This window comes from Streptosporangium sp. G11 (genome assembly GCF_051192615.1).
In the GTDB taxonomy this organism is placed as follows: domain Bacteria; phylum Actinomycetota; class Actinomycetes; order Streptosporangiales; family Streptosporangiaceae; genus Streptosporangium.
In genome coordinates this window covers 1-17,964 of the sequence record NZ_JBPJUQ010000014.1, presented here as the reverse complement: position 1 = coordinate 17,964, position 17,964 = coordinate 1, and the positions used below count along the sequence as shown (strand labels likewise).

At 63.4% G+C, this 17,964-nt stretch carries 18 protein-coding genes; 10 read left to right on the top strand and 8 right to left on the bottom strand.

Annotated elements, in window-relative coordinates; all coding sequences use genetic code 11:
- Positions 1-61 precede the first annotated feature (61 nt).
- Together ACSDR0_RS16170 and ACSDR0_RS16165 are read right to left on the bottom strand one after the other, a co-directional pair.
- The gene (locus ACSDR0_RS16170) at positions 62-1,744 is read right to left on the bottom strand and encodes a caspase, EACC1-associated type (protein ID WP_435289620.1); all 1,683 of its coding nucleotides are present in this window, start codon (positions 1,742-1,744) and stop codon (positions 62-64) included.
- Positions 1,741-2,097: an effector-associated constant component EACC1 gene (locus tag ACSDR0_RS16165; protein ID WP_435289619.1), complete on the bottom strand. Its 357-nt coding sequence runs from the start codon at positions 2,095-2,097 to the stop codon at positions 1,741-1,743. Before ACSDR0_RS16165 ends, ACSDR0_RS16170 begins: the two co-directional genes overlap by 4 nt.
- A gap of 370 nt (positions 2,098-2,467) precedes the next feature.
- Here ACSDR0_RS16165 and ACSDR0_RS16160 point away from each other — a divergent pair, with 370 nt between their 5' ends.
- Positions 2,468-5,512 (top strand): DUF3427 domain-containing protein, encoded by a 3,045-nt coding sequence (locus tag ACSDR0_RS16160; protein ID WP_435289618.1) that lies wholly within the window; start codon positions 2,468-2,470, stop codon positions 5,510-5,512.
- Between the two features lie 46 nt (positions 5,513-5,558).
- On the top strand, positions 5,559-6,308 hold the full coding sequence (locus tag ACSDR0_RS16155) for a DUF429 domain-containing protein (protein WP_435289617.1): 750 nt from the start codon (positions 5,559-5,561) through the stop codon (positions 6,306-6,308).
- A gap of 23 nt (positions 6,309-6,331) precedes the next feature.
- Here the strand turns inward: ACSDR0_RS16155 and ACSDR0_RS16150 are convergent, their stop codons facing one another.
- From ACSDR0_RS16150 to ACSDR0_RS16140, 3 genes are read right to left on the bottom strand one after another with little or no spacing between them, the layout of a single operon-like run.
- Complete coding sequence (locus tag ACSDR0_RS16150) at positions 6,332-7,189, bottom strand: helix-turn-helix domain-containing protein (protein ID WP_435289616.1); 858 nt, start codon at positions 7,187-7,189, stop codon at positions 6,332-6,334.
- A gap of 25 nt (positions 7,190-7,214) precedes the next feature.
- Positions 7,215-7,757 carry a DUF6879 family protein gene (locus tag ACSDR0_RS16145; protein WP_435289615.1) on the bottom strand — a complete coding sequence of 181 codons (543 nt, stop codon included), beginning with the start codon at positions 7,755-7,757 and terminating at the stop codon, positions 7,215-7,217.
- On the bottom strand, positions 7,726-8,103 hold the full coding sequence (locus tag ACSDR0_RS16140; protein ID WP_435289614.1) for a hypothetical protein: 378 nt from the start codon (positions 8,101-8,103) through the stop codon (positions 7,726-7,728). The genes ACSDR0_RS16145 and ACSDR0_RS16140 overlap by 32 nt, the downstream gene beginning before the upstream one ends.
- 306 nt (positions 8,104-8,409) lie before the next feature.
- On the opposite strand from ACSDR0_RS16140, the gene ACSDR0_RS16135 reads away from it, so the two are divergent.
- The 4 genes from ACSDR0_RS16135 (at position 8,410) to ACSDR0_RS16120 (ending at position 11,312) form a co-directional block, all read left to right on the top strand.
- Positions 8,410-8,880 carry a glycine-rich domain-containing protein gene (locus tag ACSDR0_RS16135; protein ID WP_435289613.1) on the top strand — a complete coding sequence of 157 codons (471 nt, stop codon included), beginning with the start codon at positions 8,410-8,412 and terminating at the stop codon, positions 8,878-8,880.
- Between the two features lie 2 nt (positions 8,881-8,882).
- Positions 8,883-9,773 carry a phosphotransferase family protein gene (locus ACSDR0_RS16130; RefSeq protein ID WP_435289612.1) on the top strand — a complete coding sequence of 297 codons (891 nt, stop codon included), beginning with the start codon at positions 8,883-8,885 and terminating at the stop codon, positions 9,771-9,773.
- Between the two features lie 70 nt (positions 9,774-9,843).
- Positions 9,844-10,017 carry a hypothetical protein gene (locus ACSDR0_RS16125; RefSeq protein WP_435289611.1) on the top strand — a complete coding sequence of 58 codons (174 nt, stop codon included), beginning with the start codon at positions 9,844-9,846 and terminating at the stop codon, positions 10,015-10,017.
- Positions 10,018-10,196: 179 nt separating this feature from the next.
- Complete coding sequence (locus ACSDR0_RS16120) at positions 10,197-11,312, top strand: MerR family transcriptional regulator (RefSeq protein WP_435289610.1); 1,116 nt, start codon at positions 10,197-10,199, stop codon at positions 11,310-11,312.
- A gap of 238 nt (positions 11,313-11,550) precedes the next feature.
- Here the strand turns inward: ACSDR0_RS16120 and ACSDR0_RS16115 are convergent, their stop codons facing one another.
- Positions 11,551-12,330 (bottom strand): hypothetical protein, encoded by a 780-nt coding sequence (locus ACSDR0_RS16115; RefSeq protein WP_435289609.1) that lies wholly within the window; start codon positions 12,328-12,330, stop codon positions 11,551-11,553.
- 61 nt (positions 12,331-12,391) lie between these two features.
- Between ACSDR0_RS16115 and ACSDR0_RS16110 the strand changes: the two genes are divergently transcribed.
- The 3 genes from ACSDR0_RS16110 to ACSDR0_RS16100 all read left to right on the top strand — a co-directional run bounded on the left by ACSDR0_RS16110 (position 12,392) and on the right by ACSDR0_RS16100 (position 13,619).
- Positions 12,392-12,694, top strand: a complete 303-nt coding sequence (locus tag ACSDR0_RS16110; RefSeq protein ID WP_435289608.1) for a TipAS antibiotic-recognition domain-containing protein — start codon at positions 12,392-12,394, stop codon at positions 12,692-12,694.
- 278 nt (positions 12,695-12,972) lie between these two features.
- Positions 12,973-13,323 carry a type II toxin-antitoxin system RelE/ParE family toxin gene (locus ACSDR0_RS16105; RefSeq protein WP_435289760.1) on the top strand — a complete coding sequence of 117 codons (351 nt, stop codon included), beginning with the start codon at positions 12,973-12,975 and terminating at the stop codon, positions 13,321-13,323.
- The gene (locus ACSDR0_RS16100; protein WP_435289607.1) at positions 13,320-13,619 is read left to right on the top strand and encodes a helix-turn-helix domain-containing protein; all 300 of its coding nucleotides are present in this window, start codon (positions 13,320-13,322) and stop codon (positions 13,617-13,619) included. Before ACSDR0_RS16105 ends, ACSDR0_RS16100 begins: the two co-directional genes overlap by 4 nt.
- A gap of 110 nt (positions 13,620-13,729) precedes the next feature.
- Here the strand turns inward: ACSDR0_RS16100 and ACSDR0_RS16095 are convergent, their stop codons facing one another.
- On the bottom strand, positions 13,730-16,192 hold the full coding sequence (locus ACSDR0_RS16095) for a hypothetical protein (RefSeq protein ID WP_435289606.1): 2,463 nt from the start codon (positions 16,190-16,192) through the stop codon (positions 13,730-13,732).
- A 293-nt stretch (positions 16,193-16,485) separates the two neighbouring features.
- Between ACSDR0_RS16095 and ACSDR0_RS16090 the strand changes: the two genes are divergently transcribed.
- Positions 16,486-17,415, top strand: a complete 930-nt coding sequence (locus ACSDR0_RS16090) for an ADP-ribosylglycohydrolase family protein (protein WP_435289605.1) — start codon at positions 16,486-16,488, stop codon at positions 17,413-17,415.
- 17 nt (positions 17,416-17,432) lie between these two features.
- On the opposite strand, the gene ACSDR0_RS16085 is transcribed toward ACSDR0_RS16090, so the two are convergent.
- Positions 17,433-17,840, bottom strand: a complete 408-nt coding sequence (locus ACSDR0_RS16085) for a YybH family protein (protein ID WP_435289604.1) — start codon at positions 17,838-17,840, stop codon at positions 17,433-17,435.
- Positions 17,841-17,964 lie beyond the last annotated feature (124 nt).

Sequence of the window (17,964 nt, the reverse complement as noted above, 5' to 3'; positions counted from 1 at the left end):
ACATTTAAGCTCTTCGCGGCGCGAAGTCAATTGGCCGACAAGCGAGGGACTTGGGTAGCGGCTAGAGAGATTTGCGATGATCACTCTGGGGGAGTGTCGTTTTGTGTAATTCCCGATGATACCTAATGAAATTGAGGTCGACACGATGCTTCGGAGCTACTCGGAGGTCGTCGATGAGCTCCCCGGTTATCTCGTCAACGACTTGGAAGTTATCGTCGATCGTGACTGCCCCAAGATCAAATAGTGTGCGGTGATTTGGGCATAGGCATAGAATATTGTTCAGTGTGTCTGGGCCGTTATGAGGGATGCCTAAGCCGCGAATATGGGTAGTCTCAGCATATCTTAGTCCCCCAATCGTTTCGAGTGCTATACCGCAGATCTGGCACTCATTGTTATACATCTTTTTAATTCGCTCAGATAGTTGTCGATCTTGATAAATGCCGCGAGAAATTAGCTCCCACCGATCGGGGGAAATGTGCGGCTGGGAGTGTTGATTCTCTGCATTTGGATATTCTGCATCTGATTCGTCGTTCAGGGCTTCTAGGCGAAACTGTAAAATTCTAAAGCCATCTAAACCTATCGTGGACCAGTGGTCGGCGACGGTAAACAGGCCATCATAGCTGTATCCGCTAGATGGAGAATATTCAGTTCCTGCGTCTGCCCCACGAATTACTCGGACGGGCAAGCGGCTCATTTGGCTGGCGATCAAGGCGGCATTTCCTGGATCGTTTGCTTGCTGGCTAGATATCTGTTTCTTAGTATCAGGGTCCCTGCCGCCGTGACCTGTGTAGATGATGAGGTCACCGTGGTCTTGATCGTCCTTGTAGCCACCTGATATGCAGATTGATTCTGCACCTCCTGCACGCTGAGTTCCGCAAATCCCGGCTTGCAGAGGGCGGTGAACCTTCGCGTCATGCAGTGCTTTCCGATCGGGGAATTCTGTTCCTATCTCAATGCCGGGGACAGGCCCGTAGCCGGGAGGATTCGATCCTGAAGGGATAACGGCTCGATTATTGATGAGCTCTAAATGTCCGGCTGTGTTGCGATTGAGTATTTGCGGTAATGGCCGTGCTTTGGATTGCAGGGCTCGGTGAATATGGTTAAATATCTTGTCTAGTGATAGGCGCCTTGGGTGACCCTCGATCCCGTTTTTGAAAACCTCGACAAGCTCGGCTGTGAAGCTCGTGTACAGTTCTCCAGGAGGTGCTAGGGATTTTTTTGTTTTCGAGGCTGAAGTTATTACGCATGTGCCTTCAATATTCGCCTGGTCCGATATGTTGTTCTCATGGCCAGACATAGTGCCAAGGGCATACCCGCTGTAACAGCAATCCAGTATAACTACCCGCCGCTTCGCATTACTATGTACTATTGCTCGCCGGATATGGTCATAGGCAACAGCCGTGAAAGCAACACGCCTTAAATCGCTATCCGAGTCAGTGAGCGTTAAATATAATTCTCCAGCTTCTGAGTCGGCCAACCCGTGCCCTGCGAAATAAACGAATAATGTATCAGTCGCTTCCTCTGCCGCTGTTACGATCGGATCGATCATCTCGGAGTGCTTAGTTGGCTCGGGAATAACTTTGCAATTTTGCGGTGGAAGCCCCCAGGTTCTGTGGTCGCAGAGAGACTCTTTTAATGCTGCTAGATTGTTGGCTACAGCCGGTAAATCTGGCATATTCTCAAGGCTGTATTTGCTTGTTCCGATGAGGACTGCGCGTGACAGGCGAGGGTCGGGAAGCTTCACTCGGAGTCCTCTTTGAAGGACTGAATTATTTTCTTCATGGTCTCCTCATCGTCTCTCTCGACGGTAATTTCAAGGTCGCCACGCTTGAATGTCACCTTGGGCTTTTCTCTGCGCGTATACCGCCAGGCAAGATAAGCTAATGTGAGGTTGGCTACCTCGAAGCTATTGTTTAGAACTAGTTCGATAGCTTCTAGTGCGGTGCCCATCTCGCTTTCTTGGGGTGGTCTCCATTGCAAAGACACTCGTGCATGCTGCCGAATGTCTTCGTCACTCCGTAGCCAGTTATAAAAAGACTGCAGTTCTTTTCCCGCTTCTTCGCCGTTCATTCCTATGCGGATGGTATTGGCGGTCATGCTATCTCCTCTTTTCTGAATAAAGAAAGTGTTGAAATAGTCCTTGCGTATGATGAATAAGAAAAGACACCTCGCGTCAGATCCCACTAAGATCATACGATATCCGCACAGTTGTCCCGAAGTGGAGGTATGCCTGATTCGTTACGCTGGACACGGCGGCTGACACTGGCCTCGCTTGCCGCCTTTGACCAGCAGGTTTGTCTATGCGGTCCTTAGCTTTTTGCTGTTGGCCTTCCGCGTTCGGAGATCTCATGCGATGTGTAGGCGTTCCGTTTGATTGGCCAACGGAAAAGCGGCGTATGTGTCATTAGATGGACGATAGATGCATCGATGGGACAAACATCGCGATTATGGCTTAGGGTTCCGGGCTATGAGTGATCTCACGCCTGGTGTCTACGAGCAACTCGTCACCCAAGCTCTTAGCCGACGGTTGCAAGCGGTTCCAGGTGAGCTGACGAAGCTTGTGCCTGTTGATGGCGTGGAGGCAGAGGACTATCTCGTCCGGCATATTGCCGGCCTGACTCGCCATGCATTACGTGCAGCCAAGTCCCCCGAGCAGCAGATCGACCGAGCGAATCACGTCGCCGAGGTGATCATCAGAGCGTTCCTCGACACTGATGACGAAGGGGAACGGGTATCGCAGCCGGGGCAGCTGCTCACCGAGGTGCGGCAGCCGTCGGGAGCTCCTGGGCGGCCAGAGCCGTTGATCAGACCCGAGACCCCGCTATCTGCCAGTGCTCTCCTTGTGAACGGGCGGGGCCAGCCGAGTATCGGTACCGAAGTCATGCGGGAGTTCGCGACCGCCGACCGGGTGGATCTGATCTGCGCCTTCATCAAGTGGTACGGCCTGCGTCTCATCGAAGGACCGATCAAGGAGTTCATCGCCAGGGGTGGTGAGCTCAGAGTGATCACCACGACATACATCGGGGCCACAGACAGGACCGCGTTGGATCGCCTGGTGGCCCTCGGTGCCACCGTCAAAATCTCCTACGAGACGCTCAGCACCAGGCTCCACGCCAAGGCATGGATGTTTCACCGGAACACCGGATTCTCGACTGCCTATGTCGGCTCGTCCAACCTGTCGAAGGCCGCGCAGTTGGACGGCCTGGAGTGGAACGTGCGGCTCTCTCAGGTCGAACAGGCTCATCTGCTTTCGACGTTCACCGCCACCTTCGAGCAGTACTGGGCTGATCCGGCGTTCGAAGGCTACGATCCGGCTCGCGATGGAGCTCGGCTAACTGAGGCGCTCAAGCGCGAAGGCGGGTCAACCCCAGCTGAACTGCCTTTGGAGATTGCCACGCTGGATGTGCTCCCGCGCTGGTATCAGGCCGAGGCGCTGGAAGAGCTGGAAGCCGAACGTGAGGTGCATGGCCGTACGCACAACTTGGTTGTCATGGCGACCGGCACTGGCAAGACCGTGGTTGCTGCGCTCGACTATCGACGACTGGTCGCTGCTGGGAAGGTTGACAGTGTGCTGTTCGTTGCTCACCGCGAAAGCATCCTGAGCCAGAGCCAGGCCACTTTCCGGCAGACGCTCCGGGATGGGGATTTCGGAGAGAAGCTCGTCGCCGGGAATCAGCCGAAGAAATGGCGGCATGTCTTCGCTTCGATTCAGTCGTTGGCTAACATCAACCTCGATGAGCTAGATCCCGCCCGATTTGACATGGTGATTGTGGATGAGTTCCACCATGCGGAGGCTCCTACGTATCGACGGCTGCTAGAGCATCTTCAGCCGCGTTACCTCCTCGGTTTGACTGCTACTCCTGAGCGAACCGACGGCATCAATGTTGGAGCGTTCTTTGACGGGCGGATCGCCTACGAGTTGCGCCTCTGGCAGGCGCTTGAGCAGCAGCTTCTTGCCCCGTTCCACTACTTCGGCATTCACGACGACGTATCACTGGCTGATGTGGCTTGGCGCCGTGGACACTATGACGAGAAGGCGCTCAATGAGCTCTACACCGGGAACCACGCCCGAGTTCATCTCATTTTGCAAGCGGTACAAGACAAGATTGCCCACCCGGGCGAGATGCGTGCCCTTGGTTTCTGCGTGAGCGTGCAGCATGCCAAATTCATGGCTAATCAATTCACCAAGCACGGCATCCCCTCTTTGGCTGTGACTGGCGAAACGTCACGCGATGAGCGCCGCCATGCCGTGCAGTGTTTGAGGAAACGTGAGGTCAACGTACTGTTCACCGTGGACCTGTTCAACGAAGGTGTGGACATCCCAGAGGTGGACACCGTTCTCTTCCTGCGCCCTACAGAGAGTGCCACAGTCTTTCTGCAGCAGCTCGGTCGCGGTCTACGGCGTGATCCGGACAAGACATGTCTCACTGCCCTGGATTTTGTTGGACATCAGCGTGCCGAATTCCGCTTTGACCTGCGGCTATCTGCCCTTACGGGAGTGTCTCGGCGTAAGCTTCCCGGAGCGTTGGCCAACCCCACGCTTCCTGCTGGATGTCACCTCCAGCTCGACAACGTAGTAACCGAGATGGTCCTCGATAACATACGCCGCGCGCTCCGTCTCTCGTGGAACGACTTGATCGCTGAGCTCCGCTCGATGCCTGAGATCTCCCTCGCTGAATTCTTGGCAGAGACAGGTCACGAGCTCGAAGACCTTTATCGTTCCGGTAGGGGAGGTTGGTCTGAACTGCGGCGCCGCGCCGAGAACCGTCCAGTGGCCGACGAGGAGACCGACCGTAGGCTCGGCCGGGCCATTGGCCGTCTCCTCCATGTGGACGATCCCTTGCGGTTGGCTCAGCTCCGCGGTGATGATGCCGCTGTCGATCCCCGTCTGCTCGCAATGCTGCACGTAGCTCTGCTCGGTGGAAACGTGTCCTTCGATGGAGGGAACGCCGTCCTGAAACTACTGGCCGCTCATCCTCATCGCGCCGAGGAAATACGCGCTGTGTCGTCGATCCTGGAAGGGCGCATGCATCGGGTCACTCGCGAGATCGCTGGTCTGCCGCTGCGCTTGCACGCTCGATACTCCAAGAACGAGGCACTGGCAGCTTTTGGTGTCGACCGCCCTGGCAACGTCCGCGAGGGGGTGAAGTGGATTCCTGAGGCCGGAGCCGATGCCTTCTTCGTGACCTTGCGCAAGACCGAGGGCTTCTCACCAACCACTATGTACAACGATCGGGCAATCAGTCCGACGCTCTTCCACTGGGAGTCGCAGAGCACCACGCGGACCTCGTCGCCGACCGGTCAGCGCTATGTCAACGGCGGTTCGACCGTGCACCTCTTCCTCCGTGAGTCCAAAGAGGAGGACGGCTCCCTCGGCGCTCCGCCGTTCTTTTACGCCGGACCCATGACCTACGTGTCGTCCGAAGGTGACCGGCCAATGCAGATCCTCTGGCAACTGGCATTCACCCTTCCCGCAGACATCTTTCACCAGGCCAGTCTCACGACTACTTGAGTAGCGGCGACGCATTGGCGATTGACCAGGCTCTTATCGTGGGAGGGTGCTGACGATAGGAGTCGACCTCGCGGCGGAAGCAGACCGGACAGCGGTGGCATGGCTTGATTGGTCTGCCAACGGTGCCCGGGTCCGCGATCTCAGGATTCAGGCGGATGATGATCTGATCGTCGAGGCGATCAAGATCGCGGACAAGGCCGGTATCGACTGTCCGCTCGGTTGGCCGGACAAGTTCATCGATTTCATCGCGGCTCACCGTGCTGGGCACGTCGAGGTGCCCAGCGGTATCGCAGGCATTAACTGGCGCAGAGAGCTTGTCCTCCGCGTCACTGACCAGGTGACTTGGGAGCTGGCCCGCAGACCCCTGAGTGTCTCCGCCGATTACATCGGCCACACCGCCATGCGCTGTGCGGCCCTCCTCGCCGAGCTTGCCCGGCAAGGCCAGCCGGTTGACCGTAGCGGCACCGGTGTTGTGGTGGAGGTTTATCCCGCGGCATCGCTCAAATGCTGGGGTCTGCCCCACAAGGGTTACAAACGCTCGGCGAATCGTGGAGGACTCGCGCAGTTGGTTGATGAACTCCAGGAAGCGGCGCCATGGCTGGATCTGGGGGTCCATGAACAGACTTGTCGGACGTCCGATGACGCGGCAGATGCCGTCATCTCTGCTCTCATCGCTCGCGCTGCATCTCAAGGTCTGGCGACTGCTCCGGCGCCGCACCAAGCTCATTCGGCGCGCTCTGAAGGATGGATCGCGCTCCCTACCGGACCCCTGAGCGAGCTTCGCCCAACTGACTGAGCAGCTATCTATGGAGCAGGCTGTCATGCGTCCAAGAAAGTGATGGCCGAGGTGATCAACGTCCGGGCTGGCGCGCCGTACACTGCCAGCTCAGCGAGCTCGGCGAACGCCTTGGCGTACAGTGCGATCTCCCGTGGTTGGGTCACGGTCAGTTCAGCGGACAGGGTCTCCACCAAGACCCGTTCCTCATCGAAGATCCAAAACCCGTTGGGGGGCCACATGACGCGGTCGCGGATCGGGATGATCCCGAGGCTGACATTGGGGCGTGAGGCCACGCTGAGCAGGTGGCCAAGTTGGGCGGCCATCACTTCGGCGTCGCCGATTCGGGTTCGCAGTGCCGCTTCCTCCAGGATGACCGCGCAGCGGCGGCCACCGGAGTCGAGGACCTTCTGCCGTTGTATGCGGGCCTCGACTGCTTGGGCACTGTCGTCGGGGATCTGTCGGAACGCGACGACGGCACGCATGAGAGCCAGGGCGTACTCAGCCGTCTGGAACAGGCCGGGGATCAGCGACGGCTCGTAGACGCGGAAGCAGCGGGTTCGCTCGTATAGCGGGACCGCGGCCTGCTGGAGTCTTTGCAAGCCAGTGCGCTGCATTCGACGCCATTCGACGTACATCTCGTCGATGGTACGTAGCGACGCGACCAGGTCACCGGCCTGGTCATCGGCTCCGCAGTGACGGCACCAAGCGCCGATGTCGTTCTCGGATGGCGTCTGCCGACCGTGCTCGATCCTCGACACTTTCGAGGAGTGCCATCCCGCCAGGTCGCTAAGGTCACGTCCGGTGAGTCGCGCGGCGATGCGGATCTCCCGCAGGCGGGCGCCCAGAGCCTGCTTGGCCTGAGTGACGGCGTGTGACGGCGATGACATGGTGCTGCTCACCGGTCGTGTGGATAGAGGTGTGTGATCAGGCGAGCGTGTAGTCGCCGTGGTCGGTTCCCGCCGCCCACACCGCGTCGAACGCCGCCGCGCACAATTTCACCACGTCGGGTTCTTCGCGCCATTCCACTCCGGCCCAGTCACCGTCTCCGGTGAAGTGGTTGAACTGCACCCGCTCTCCGTCCAGTAGCCAGAAGTCGTTGCCGGGCAGTGCGATCCCGGATGCCAGGCGCCGGGGAAGCCACCGCACCTGCTCACCTGCTAAGAGGTTGGTGAAGGACACGTCGTACTCGAAGCGGATGTACTCGGTCACCGGCTCCGACACGATCCGGGCCCGCTTGACCTCCACGCCTCTGCTAGTCGTTTCGCGCATCAAGCTCAGCCACGGCCGCCACCACGATGCCTCATCGGCCGGGTCGTCGCGGTGGCCCGCCTTCCATGCCGAGAACATGGGGTCCTCGGCGGATACGGCGTACAGGTCACGCATCTCCAGATGGACCGCTGAACGCTCGCATGAGCGGAACATCGCGGTCCACTGGTCAAACGTCAGCGCCTCGGGGTTCCAGGTCACCGGTCACCTCCAGCACGGTCTTCGGGATCTCGATCACTGTCTCATGGTCGGGCAGGTCCAGCTGAGCGAGCACCATCGGGTCGGTGATGAGCGGGCCCTGGAACACGTACGTTTCGCCACGATCGAGCACCAGGGGCGATCCGGTGGGGACGGTCACGCCTTCCGGCAGGAACGTCATGAGCTCCTTCGGCACTTCGGCGACGGTTTCGTGGTCAGCGAGACCGAACCAGCTGAGCACGGTCGGATCGGCGACAATCCAGCCTTGGAGCACGTATCTGTCGCCGTCGTCGAACAGCGTCGGCGAACCGCCGTCGATGGTGTCCTTACCGAGGAAACGCAGCGTCACGGGGCTTCTCCTCCGACCAGAAAACGGATGACCACGCCACTGAGCGTGGGCGTAGCGCGATAGCACCTCAAGGACTTTGCGCGAGTTTGCACGGCGTGGCAGGGGCATTGCCCACAGCGCGAGCTGTTCCGCAAAGGGACTCAAACTCCTTGGTCCGCAGGTAGGCACCCTCCTTAGCGTCAAGGCATGCGCTCCTTCCCACTCACTTCAGACGTGTCGAGCTCACTCGTCTATCGCTCATCTCCTGTGGGGGCCGCATCATCGCGCGAGATTCCCTCAAGAATCGCCCGTGTAACGGAGGCTGCAATGGCTGCTGCTACAACGGCTCAGCTCACCGACGACGAATTGGCCAACCCTCGTACCCTCATCCCCGAGGAACTGTTCGGGTTTCTGATCGACCGCATCGCCCGCGAGGAGGACATCCCTGCGGAGGACGCCGTGTGCGTCATGGAGCAGGCCTTGGCCTTCCTGGTCGCGTGCGCGCTCAACCCGGACGCGCGTCTGTCCCCTTCCAAGCAGGTGGACATCGGATGGCACGCCTTCCTGGCGTACACCCGCCAGTACCAGGAGTTCTGCGCCAAGGTCGCCGGCCGGTTCATCCATCACGCTCCCGTCGACACCCCAGAGGACGCGATTCACGACCCCGTGGCCGCGATCGGGGCTACCGTCGAGGCCATGCGAGCCGCTGGCCTGCCGGTTGTCCCCAAGCTGTGGATACCCGCCAGTGAATGCAGCCAGTGCTACGCGGGCTGCGCCGACGACCCGAGGGAGAGCTGACCGTGAAACCACAGTGGGACGACCTTCCCGGCAACGTACGCGGCACCGTCGAGAAGCAGATCGGCCAGGTCCTCAAGGCCGAACCGGTGACCAAGGGGCTCATGCCGGGGCTCGCCGCGCGCCTGCACACCGATGACCATGGGAGTGTTTTCCTCAAGGCCATCTCCATCACCAGTCCGGCCGCGTCGCTGTACGCGCGGGAGCGGAGGGCGGGCGCCGTACTTCCGCCTGGCCTGCCCGCGCCTCCTCTGCTGTGGAGCGGCGAGGTCGAGGGGTGGATCGCGCTGCTGCACGAGTACGTCGACGGTCGCGACGCCGATCTGTCGCCCGGTTCACCGGACGTGCCGCTCGTCCTGGACACCCTGACCTTTCTGAACGAGGCGCTCACCCCGTGCCCCGGCCAGGACGACGTTCCGGACGTCGCCGCGAACGTCACGATGCTCCAGGCCAAGGCTGCGCGGCTGCTCGCTCTTTCCGCTGAGGAACTGCCGCACCGGGCCATGTATGAAACGGCGCTCGGCAAGTTCGATCCCGATGCGCTGGGCGGCGACACTCTTCTCCACTACGACCTGCACTCCGGCAACTTCCGGATCGATGACGGTCGGCCGTACGTCATCGACTGGGCGTTCGCGGCGCGCGGTGCGGCCTGGATAGACGCTGTCATGCTCGCCCCCCGCTTCGTCGAGGCGGGCCATACCCCGGAGCAGACCGAGGCGCTTCTCGCCCGGGTGCCCGCCTGGCGGTCCGCACCCGCGGATGCCGTAACCGCCCTGGCCGCGCTGTGGACGATGTTCCGTCTCTACAAGGCCCGGTTCGGCCCGGAGGAAGGGCACGATTTTCGTGCGCGAGCCGCTGAGGCAGGGCGAGCATGGGTGCACCACCGCTCCACCTGACCGAGCTGACCACATCAATTGAAGACAGCACAGGCCTGACGATCGCCGACCTGCTTCGGGAGAGACGACCGTGACTACCCATGGCACGCCCGGCCTGGCCGCACGGCTCCGTCGTGACCTCGCCGACCGGCTCACCCGAACCGGATGTCTGCGCGGCCCGGCGTACGGGCTCACCGTGAGCGGGGAGCGTCAGCATGTCTGGCTGGGTGACCCCGGCGGGCCGAGCTGGGACCTGCCCGTCTGAGTTTCCCAGTCGTGGGCGGGGTCGGGTCAGAGCATCGGGCAGCGGATGCGAGCTTCTCTGAACCAGACCATCGCTCTGGCTTGCAGGAGTCGCCTCGGACCGCTGCTTCGCGTTCGGCTCTCGCTGCCGTGAGTGAGGCTCTTGACCCTCACGTGGCGTCAGACTGCATAGTCGGTGCCGTGGAGGATCACTGGACCGTGGGACACGTGGCCGAGCTGGCCGGCGTGAGCGTCCGCACGCTGCATCACTATGACGAGATCGGGCTCGTTCGGCCGTCGGCGCGGACCGCGGCCGGGTACCGGGCCTATTCGGCGGGCGACGTGGAGCGGCTGCGGGAGGTGCTGGCCTATCGGCGGTTGGGCTTCGGGCTGCGGGAGGTCGCGGAACTGGTCGGAGACCCGTCCACCGACGCGGTCGCGCACCTGCGCCGACTGCGCGGCCTGCTGCTGGAGCGGCGTGATCGCGCTGACGCCATGGTGGCGGCCATCGACAGGGAACTCGAGGCACGGGCGAAGGGCCTGAAGGTAACGCCGGAGGAGCAACTGGAGATGCTCGGTGCACGGCTGTACGACGCGATCGGCAGCGCTTACACCGCGACACGGCGTACCGAGCTGCGGATCGCCGCGCAGATCTGGGACGCGCTCGGGGACGCGCAGACGGTGCTGAACGTCGGGGCCGGCACCGGCTCCTACGAGCCTGCTGATCGCGACGTGACCGCGGTGGAGCCATCGGCGGTCATGCGGGGGCAGCGGCCTGCCGGCTCGGCGCCGTGCGTGGCCGCCACCGCGGAGAGCCTGCCGTTCGAGGACCGGTCCTTCGATGTCGCGATGGCCGTCTCCACCGTTCACCACTGGGGGGACCCGATAGCGGGGCTGCGCGAGATGCGGCGCGTGGCCCACCGCGTGGTGGTGCTCACGTTCGACACCGACGAGCCCGGATGGCAGGACCGGTTCTGGCTCACCCGCGACTACCTGCCCGAGTTCGCCGTTGTCCTCGCGGGATTTCCCTCGCTTGCTGGGATGGCCGACGCGATCGGCGCCCGCGCTGAGCCGGTGCCCATCCCGTGGAACTGTGCCGATGGCCTGTTCGAGGCGTACTGGCGCCGACCGGCGGCGTATCTGGAGGATCACGTGCGCCGTGCGATGTCGGTGTGGACGAGGGTCGGGCCGGAGGCCGAGCAGCGGGCGGTGCGAAGCCTCGGCGACGACCTCGACTCCGGCCGGTGGGCCGAGCGAAACAGCGACCTCGCCGACCTCGACGCGGCAGATCTCGGCCTCCGCCTGCTCATAGCTTGAACCGCGTCGTAGTGTCACCGTCATGGCGGCTCATGGACGGCCCGCCGGTCATGTGCGGCGCTGAGCGGGCATGGCGCTGTGGACGGAACCGGCGGCGCGACCCGGCATGCCCATGTCGATAACCGCAGTCACACCTGGTGAGCAACTGCGGTCAACTCTTGCGAACAACACCAGATATCTTTCCGCCGTGCTCCGCCCCCTTAAAGTCCTCGCCGGGTGGCTCGGAATGATGGAGACGTCAGCCGCAGTGCCCGAACACCTGCACGTAGGTCGCGGCCGGGGTGATGGATCCGGCGGCCGGGTCCGCGCTTCCCCAGGCTGCCGTGGTGTACATCTCGCTGAAAGCCGGGTTGAGGATGGCGTCGCGGTGTGGCTTGCTGTTCATCCACCACGTGACAGCGGCCCGCGGCGTGACGGAGGAGGTTCCCCATCCCGCGTAGGTGTTCTCGCCGATGGAGAAGGAGGCGCAGCGGCGACCGTAGCCCACCGCCTGGGCGCGGCTGAGCGGGGTCGAGCCGGTCTGCGGGTTGATGTGCGGGTCGCACTGGCCGGGGTCGCCCTTCACGGGACGGCAGTTCTTACCCGGCTCCGCCTTTCCCCACCAGCGCAGCTTGACGGCATCCGCGGCGTGCCCGGCCGCGGCGGCGCCGAGTGTGGGGGCTCCCTTCTTGCCCAGCGAGAGGTATCTCTTCAGTGGTTTCAGGTTGGTCCGCTCGGCGTTGACGAGACACAGAACCGCTTTCTCGATGGTGGTCGCCTGCGCCCTGAAGGCGAAACGTCCCTGGCTGGTGTCGGGGAACGCGGATTGGGGCCGGTAGACGATGTCGATGTTCGCGCAGGTTCCAGCGCCCTTCAACGGTGGGGCCGCGGCGGCTGCCGGCGGTGCCAGCGAGACGGCGCAGGTCAGGCTCAACAGGAGGGCGCCGGTCACGGTGGCGGCGGCCTGCCGGCGGTGTGACGCGGGGCTGTCGGGCACGAGTCGCTGCTGCTCGCTGGAGAGCTGTAAGAGGCTGCTCATGGGGGCTCCTCGGCGTCGATGTCCTTCAGTGATAAGCCGAGGGCCTTACAGGTGCCTTGCGGTGGCCTTGAATACCCTTGATCCTCTTTTTGTCATATTTCAGAGCCGTGCACGGTGGGCCGAACAGGACGAGACCGGTCCCGGCGGGGAGCTCGTCATCATCTGGACGGCCCAGGTCGAACCGGGTGACCTGGACGACGCCGTCGGCCGCGTCGCGCACCTGTTCCAGACGCGTGTCGACAAGCTGGGCCAGATGCGGGTCGACGACGAGGGGTTCAGGGCGAACTACGGGCGGATCGCCGAGGGCCTGGCCGCGTACATGCGCGACGCCATGACCGCGTACGCGCACGCCCGGTCGAGCTGAACCTCGCCGGATGAGGGGCGAAGGAACCGCAGATCCTTCACACCGTCGCCTTGGCCCGAACCGGCCCCGCCGCGAACGCAAAGGCGGACAAGAAAGCGGGTAGGAAGGCGGCCAAAGCTTCCTCGCGATGGACCCGGAACACTTCGGAAATTTCAGCGTGTGTCCGCTGACGCGAGCCGCTGACGTTCGAATTGCGAGATCAAAACCCTTGCGCATCATCGTGTTCGAGCGAAAGCAGAGCGTGACAGACGCGTGGCTCATAGCATCAACGCTATGAGCTGGGTACCGTAGAGCTGGAACCAGAGGTTCGGAAGTGGCTTGAAGATCTCTCTGCGGCGTCGTTCGCGAGGGTGGCCTTCTACGTCGAGCTATTGGCTGAGGAAGGGCCCCTCCTGGGGGAGCCGTACACGAAGCAGCTTGACGGGAAACTTCGCGAGCTCCGGTTTCATCTCGACGAGTTTGCCATGCGCATCACCTACTGGATCGCGCCTTACCGCCGGATCGTGCTCTTGACCGTGTTCCACAAGACGCGGACACGTGATGATCGTGAGGTTGAGCGGGCTCGCCGGGCAATGCGTCGCTGTGTCGAACAGGCGCACACCGTCGACGAGGAAGAAGAAGCGATATGAGCGAGCAGGAGAGCTGGCAGGAGCTCAGAGATCGCCGGATGGCCGAGCCCGGTGCGGCCGAGGCCTACGAGGCCACGCGCCTCGCCTATGAGCTGGGCAAGACGGTCCGGGCCATGCGTGAGGGGTGCGGATGGAGCCAGAACGACCTGGGGCGCGTGGCCGGTATGACCCAGTCGGCGGTGGCGCGGTTCGAGGCGGGGGGAACCGTTCCCACCCTGCCGGTTCTGGAGCGCCTGGCACGTGCGTTGGACGCGGACGTCGAGGTCCGTTTGACACCTCGGGTTCCCGCCGCCTGAACCGAGACCTTTGTCGCAGAGGAGCCGAACACGCGGTCGAAGCGGGCCGTTGTGTGTCCCCGCCGGTGATGGCCACGGTGATCGATGTTCGTCCGTTGCGAGGACGTGGTCTAGCGAGGCCGGGGCAGCCAAATGGCCAGTGACGCACTGGTCGTCACGGTGACCGCAGTGGTGATCGCCGCGATCAGGATGGCGGTCGCCGCGGGGGCCAAGGACTGGCGCCACAGATCTTGGCGGGCCTCGCTCCGGGTGAGCCCGGCTGCCTGGAGCATTCTGTGCTCCCAGTACAGGCCGAGGGTCAGGCAGGTGACCGCCAAGTTGCCCGTCCGGATGGCGAACCAGGGCAGGGCTCCCGGGATGTTCGAGGTGATGAGGCTTCCCCAGAGTTCCACCAGATATATGGGAATGGTCGTGAGGAACAGGGCCGCCGCTTTCTCGAACGGCCCGCGACCGCGCAGTGCCGGATAAAAATAGCCGAACACGAAGGCCATCAACGCCGGTTGCAGGACCCAGAGGATTTCGCGTACCAGTTGGATGATCGGGAACTCGTTCATCCAGCCTGGCCCGAGCGAATACAGGTAGTAACCCGCCAGCGGCAGATTGATCAGCAGGCCGAGCCCGAGCGCGGACGCCGCGTTCTGTCGAGGGGTGAAGCCCGCGGACGAACCTTCCGCGGCCGACCCGACCGAGATGTGGGCAGGGCCCCCGCGCGGCCGGTGTGGTTCGAGCCCGCGCATCCGCTCCGCGACTTCCGCGGGCGTGATCTCCCCCGCGGCCAGTTTGCCGGGGGCCTCCCGGCTCAGGATCCGGGCGGCGGCGGCGAGCATGCGCCGCTGTGATTCCAACCGCATCACCCGTGCGTACACCCGCGTGGACACCACCGCGAGCCGAGCGGCTCGCCGCGTGCGCGCGGGCCACTGAAGCCAGGCACAGACCGGGATCGCGACCGCCACACCGACTACGGCGACCTCGGAGTAGACGAGTGGAGTGAGGATCATGACGCAGTAGGTCAGCCCGGCCGCCTGCACCGAGCGCTCGGTGAGGTTCGTGCCGCTGCCGCCCCGAGACCACAGGAAGGCGGCGGCCCCGTACAGCAGGAGCACCAGGGAAAGCGAGCCGAAGCCCTCGGTGAAGTAGTTGGTCCCCGGGATACTGAGAGGACCATCGCTCCCCCTCAAATCGGGTTCCACGAAATTCGCCAGGGACAGGAAGGCCACACCGCTCAGCAGTGCAAGCCTTCTGGCGGAGAAATAAGGAGCTGCCGTCCCCGTGAGCCTCACGACGGCGAAGGAGACCGGGGCCCAGAGAATTCCGAAAATCACGAGCGTGACGAACGTTTGGAAGAATTCAGCACTTTCAAGGCGCATGGTGTATTCGTATTCGAAGCTCCAGATCCAGGCGTAGATCTCGGTTGCCAGCAGGAGCGCGCAGGCCGATGCCGCCAGGATGCCCCAGCGACGCGAGGTGACGATCGCGACGGTGATCAGGACGGCCAAGGCCGCGAGGGCCCGCCACCAGACGATGTGCCCGTCCATCCAAATCTGTGTGACTCCGAGCAGGGCCACGGCGCCCGCCAGTGAGAAGGCCGTATCGCGGGGGGACCACGGTCGCACGCCTTGGGACAACCGGGCCGCGACGACCGCTCCGATCGGCAGAACCCCGAGGAGGAAAGCCGCTCCCAGCGCTCTCTCTACGCTGTCATGTCCGTCGAGCAGCACTCCGGATGTCAGCGTGAGAAGCATCGCCGCAATGGCGACCCCTCTGACCGCGGGTCGCATGGTTCGCCACAGGGCCACCAGCAGGACCAGCCATGTGGCGATGAAGACGACCGGATACAGTCCTCGCCGCGGGCGGGGAGCCGAACCGCTGATCTGCTCCGCTCCGTCCCGGAGCATGGTGATGGCGAAATCGCCGTCGGGTGCCGGATCGTAGACGGCATGTTGCCGATCCTGAGCGGTCGGCAGGCTTTCCTCGTAGGAGCCGAGGACGGCACCGTCGGTGACACTGAACCGGACGGCATGCGAGTCCAGTTCCTGGAGCAGCGGCCTCTCCTCCCATTCCGGCTGCCGGCCAGGGCCGAGGGTCACCGAGATCTGGTCGAGGAGTGCCGACGAGCGTTCGAGCTCGAAATAACCGATCAGGCGGATGCTGCCTTCGGTGCCGCCGGCGGGGATGGTCACCTCGGGAGCTTTGTAGTCGGCGGTGGTCCCGATCGTGACCGTGCTGTTCCACACATGTACGGTCACGGTGGCCACACTGGAGAACAGGTCAGCCGGACTGATTCCCACGCTGTCGAATGTTCGAGCATCAATGAAGATCGGATCCGCGGCCTTGAGCGCCGCAACGTGCTCGACTCGTACTTCCACCCTGTTGCCGGGAAGGAACCGGACCGCGACCTCTGTCCGCGCGGATCGTGGCCACTTCTTACTGCCTGCGGATTTATCGGGTTCCTGGTCTGAATAGTCAGTTATGTCGGCTGGCTCTCGCGCCGGAGGTTTCACGGATTGGGCTCCGACCGCGACGCCGGCCGCCGTCAACAGGATGGCGACGGCCAATGCGATCTTGCGCCACATAGCTCACCTCATGTGATTTCGCATACCGGACGATTTAAGCCTTCACGGTGAACCGCTCCCAGTACAGTCCGTCGGAGAACGCGTAACCGAATGGGGCGGCGCTGACTGGAAGAGAACGGGCAGGGTGGGGTTCAGGACGGTCGCGGGCCCCTGCTCCGAGGTGGCGCCGTCGGGAGGGCAACGCCTTCGCCGGGGCCGTATCGGGTTGCTCTGCCGAGCGCACGCATCCGAGAAAGTGGTGCCGCGGCCCCGGTGGCAGTTTGAGCGTCAAGAGCGGTCAGTAAGCTGCCGGGATGAACCGTACTCAGCGGGCCGTCGGCGCTGTCGTGGGTTCGGCGGTGGGCGACGCGCTGGGTGCCCCTTTCGAGTTCGGCCTCGCAGGGGTGTTCTCCACCCGGTTTCCCGTTCCCGCCCAGGACAACGAGATGTGCGGGGGCGGCGGCTGGGAAGCCGGTGAGGCCACCGATGACACGCAGATGGCCGTGCATCTGGCGGAGTCGCTGCTGGAACGCGGGGGACTGGACCTGCCGGACATCTTCGCCCGCTTTCAGCGGTGGGCGTCCTGTGATCCCAAGGACATCGGGCTGCAGACCGAGGACGTCCTGACCAACGGCATGCCCTGGGACCGAGCGGCCACCACTCACTTCCAGATCAATCACCGGGCCGCCGGGAACGGTTCACTGATGCGGGCCACCACCTCCGCGGTTTACTTCGCCGGCCATGGACAGGCCGCCACCATGGACGCCGCCCGTCGCATCGCCGCGCTCACCCACGGAGACCCCGCGGCCTGGGAGGGAACGGCCGTCTTCCACGACCTGCTGCGCGTGGCACTGGAGGGTGCCGATCCCGTCGCGGCTCTCCCGGGCAGTCTCGCCCTCGTCGATCCCGACCACCGCGAGCGGTACTCCACGGTTCTCGCGCCGCAGTGGCATCCCGGCGACGCCACGGAGTTCAACGGTGCCGTCTGGCCCTGCCTCGGCTCGGCAGTCTGGGCGTTGCGTACGACTTCCCGTTACGAGGACGCGATACGCGTCGCGATCGACCTGGGCGGCGACACCGACACCGTCGCCGCGGTCACCGGTGGCCTCGCCGGTGCGGTCTACGGAGTCGACGCGATCCCCGCACGCTGGAAAGGGCTACTGCACGTCCCCCTCCCGGGCTCCGGCGAGCGGGTGCTGCGCCTGCCGGAACTGGTCGATCTCGCACGGCGTTTGGCGGGGTGAACAAGCGACGGCGACCATCAGGGATTTTCCTGATCGCCGGTTTCCGCCCGTACGCCGAAGGGGTTGTCGATGGCGTACCTCCAGTACCCGTCCTGCCCGCGCCGGGCGACGTCGGTGGCGGTGCCCTCGATGCGCACGGGCCGGCCGTCGCGGTCCGTGCCGTCGATGGACCAGTCGACGATCAGCAAGGCGAGGTCGCCCGTGGTGTAGACGTACCGTGGCCGGACGGTGATCGGCAGTCCCAGGTCCAGGAAGCGGCCGTTGGCGGCGTTGAGCCGCTGCCCGGTCAGCGGCGTGCCCGGCTCGGGGACGAACACGGCCTCGCTCTCGTAGACCTCCGCCACGGCCTCCGCGTCACCGCGGTTGAACCGCTCGGCGAAGACGGCGGGTACGTCCTCGGGACGTTCGGCCAGCTGTCGCGTCATCAGCTTTTCCTTCCAGTCGGGTAGAAATCAGTCGGACGCGGCAACGCTAGTGCCGCGTTCCTCATAGCCGGTAGACGAACGTGCGGCGGAGGGTGCGGGGCTGGGGTGGTGGTCGCCCCCAGAT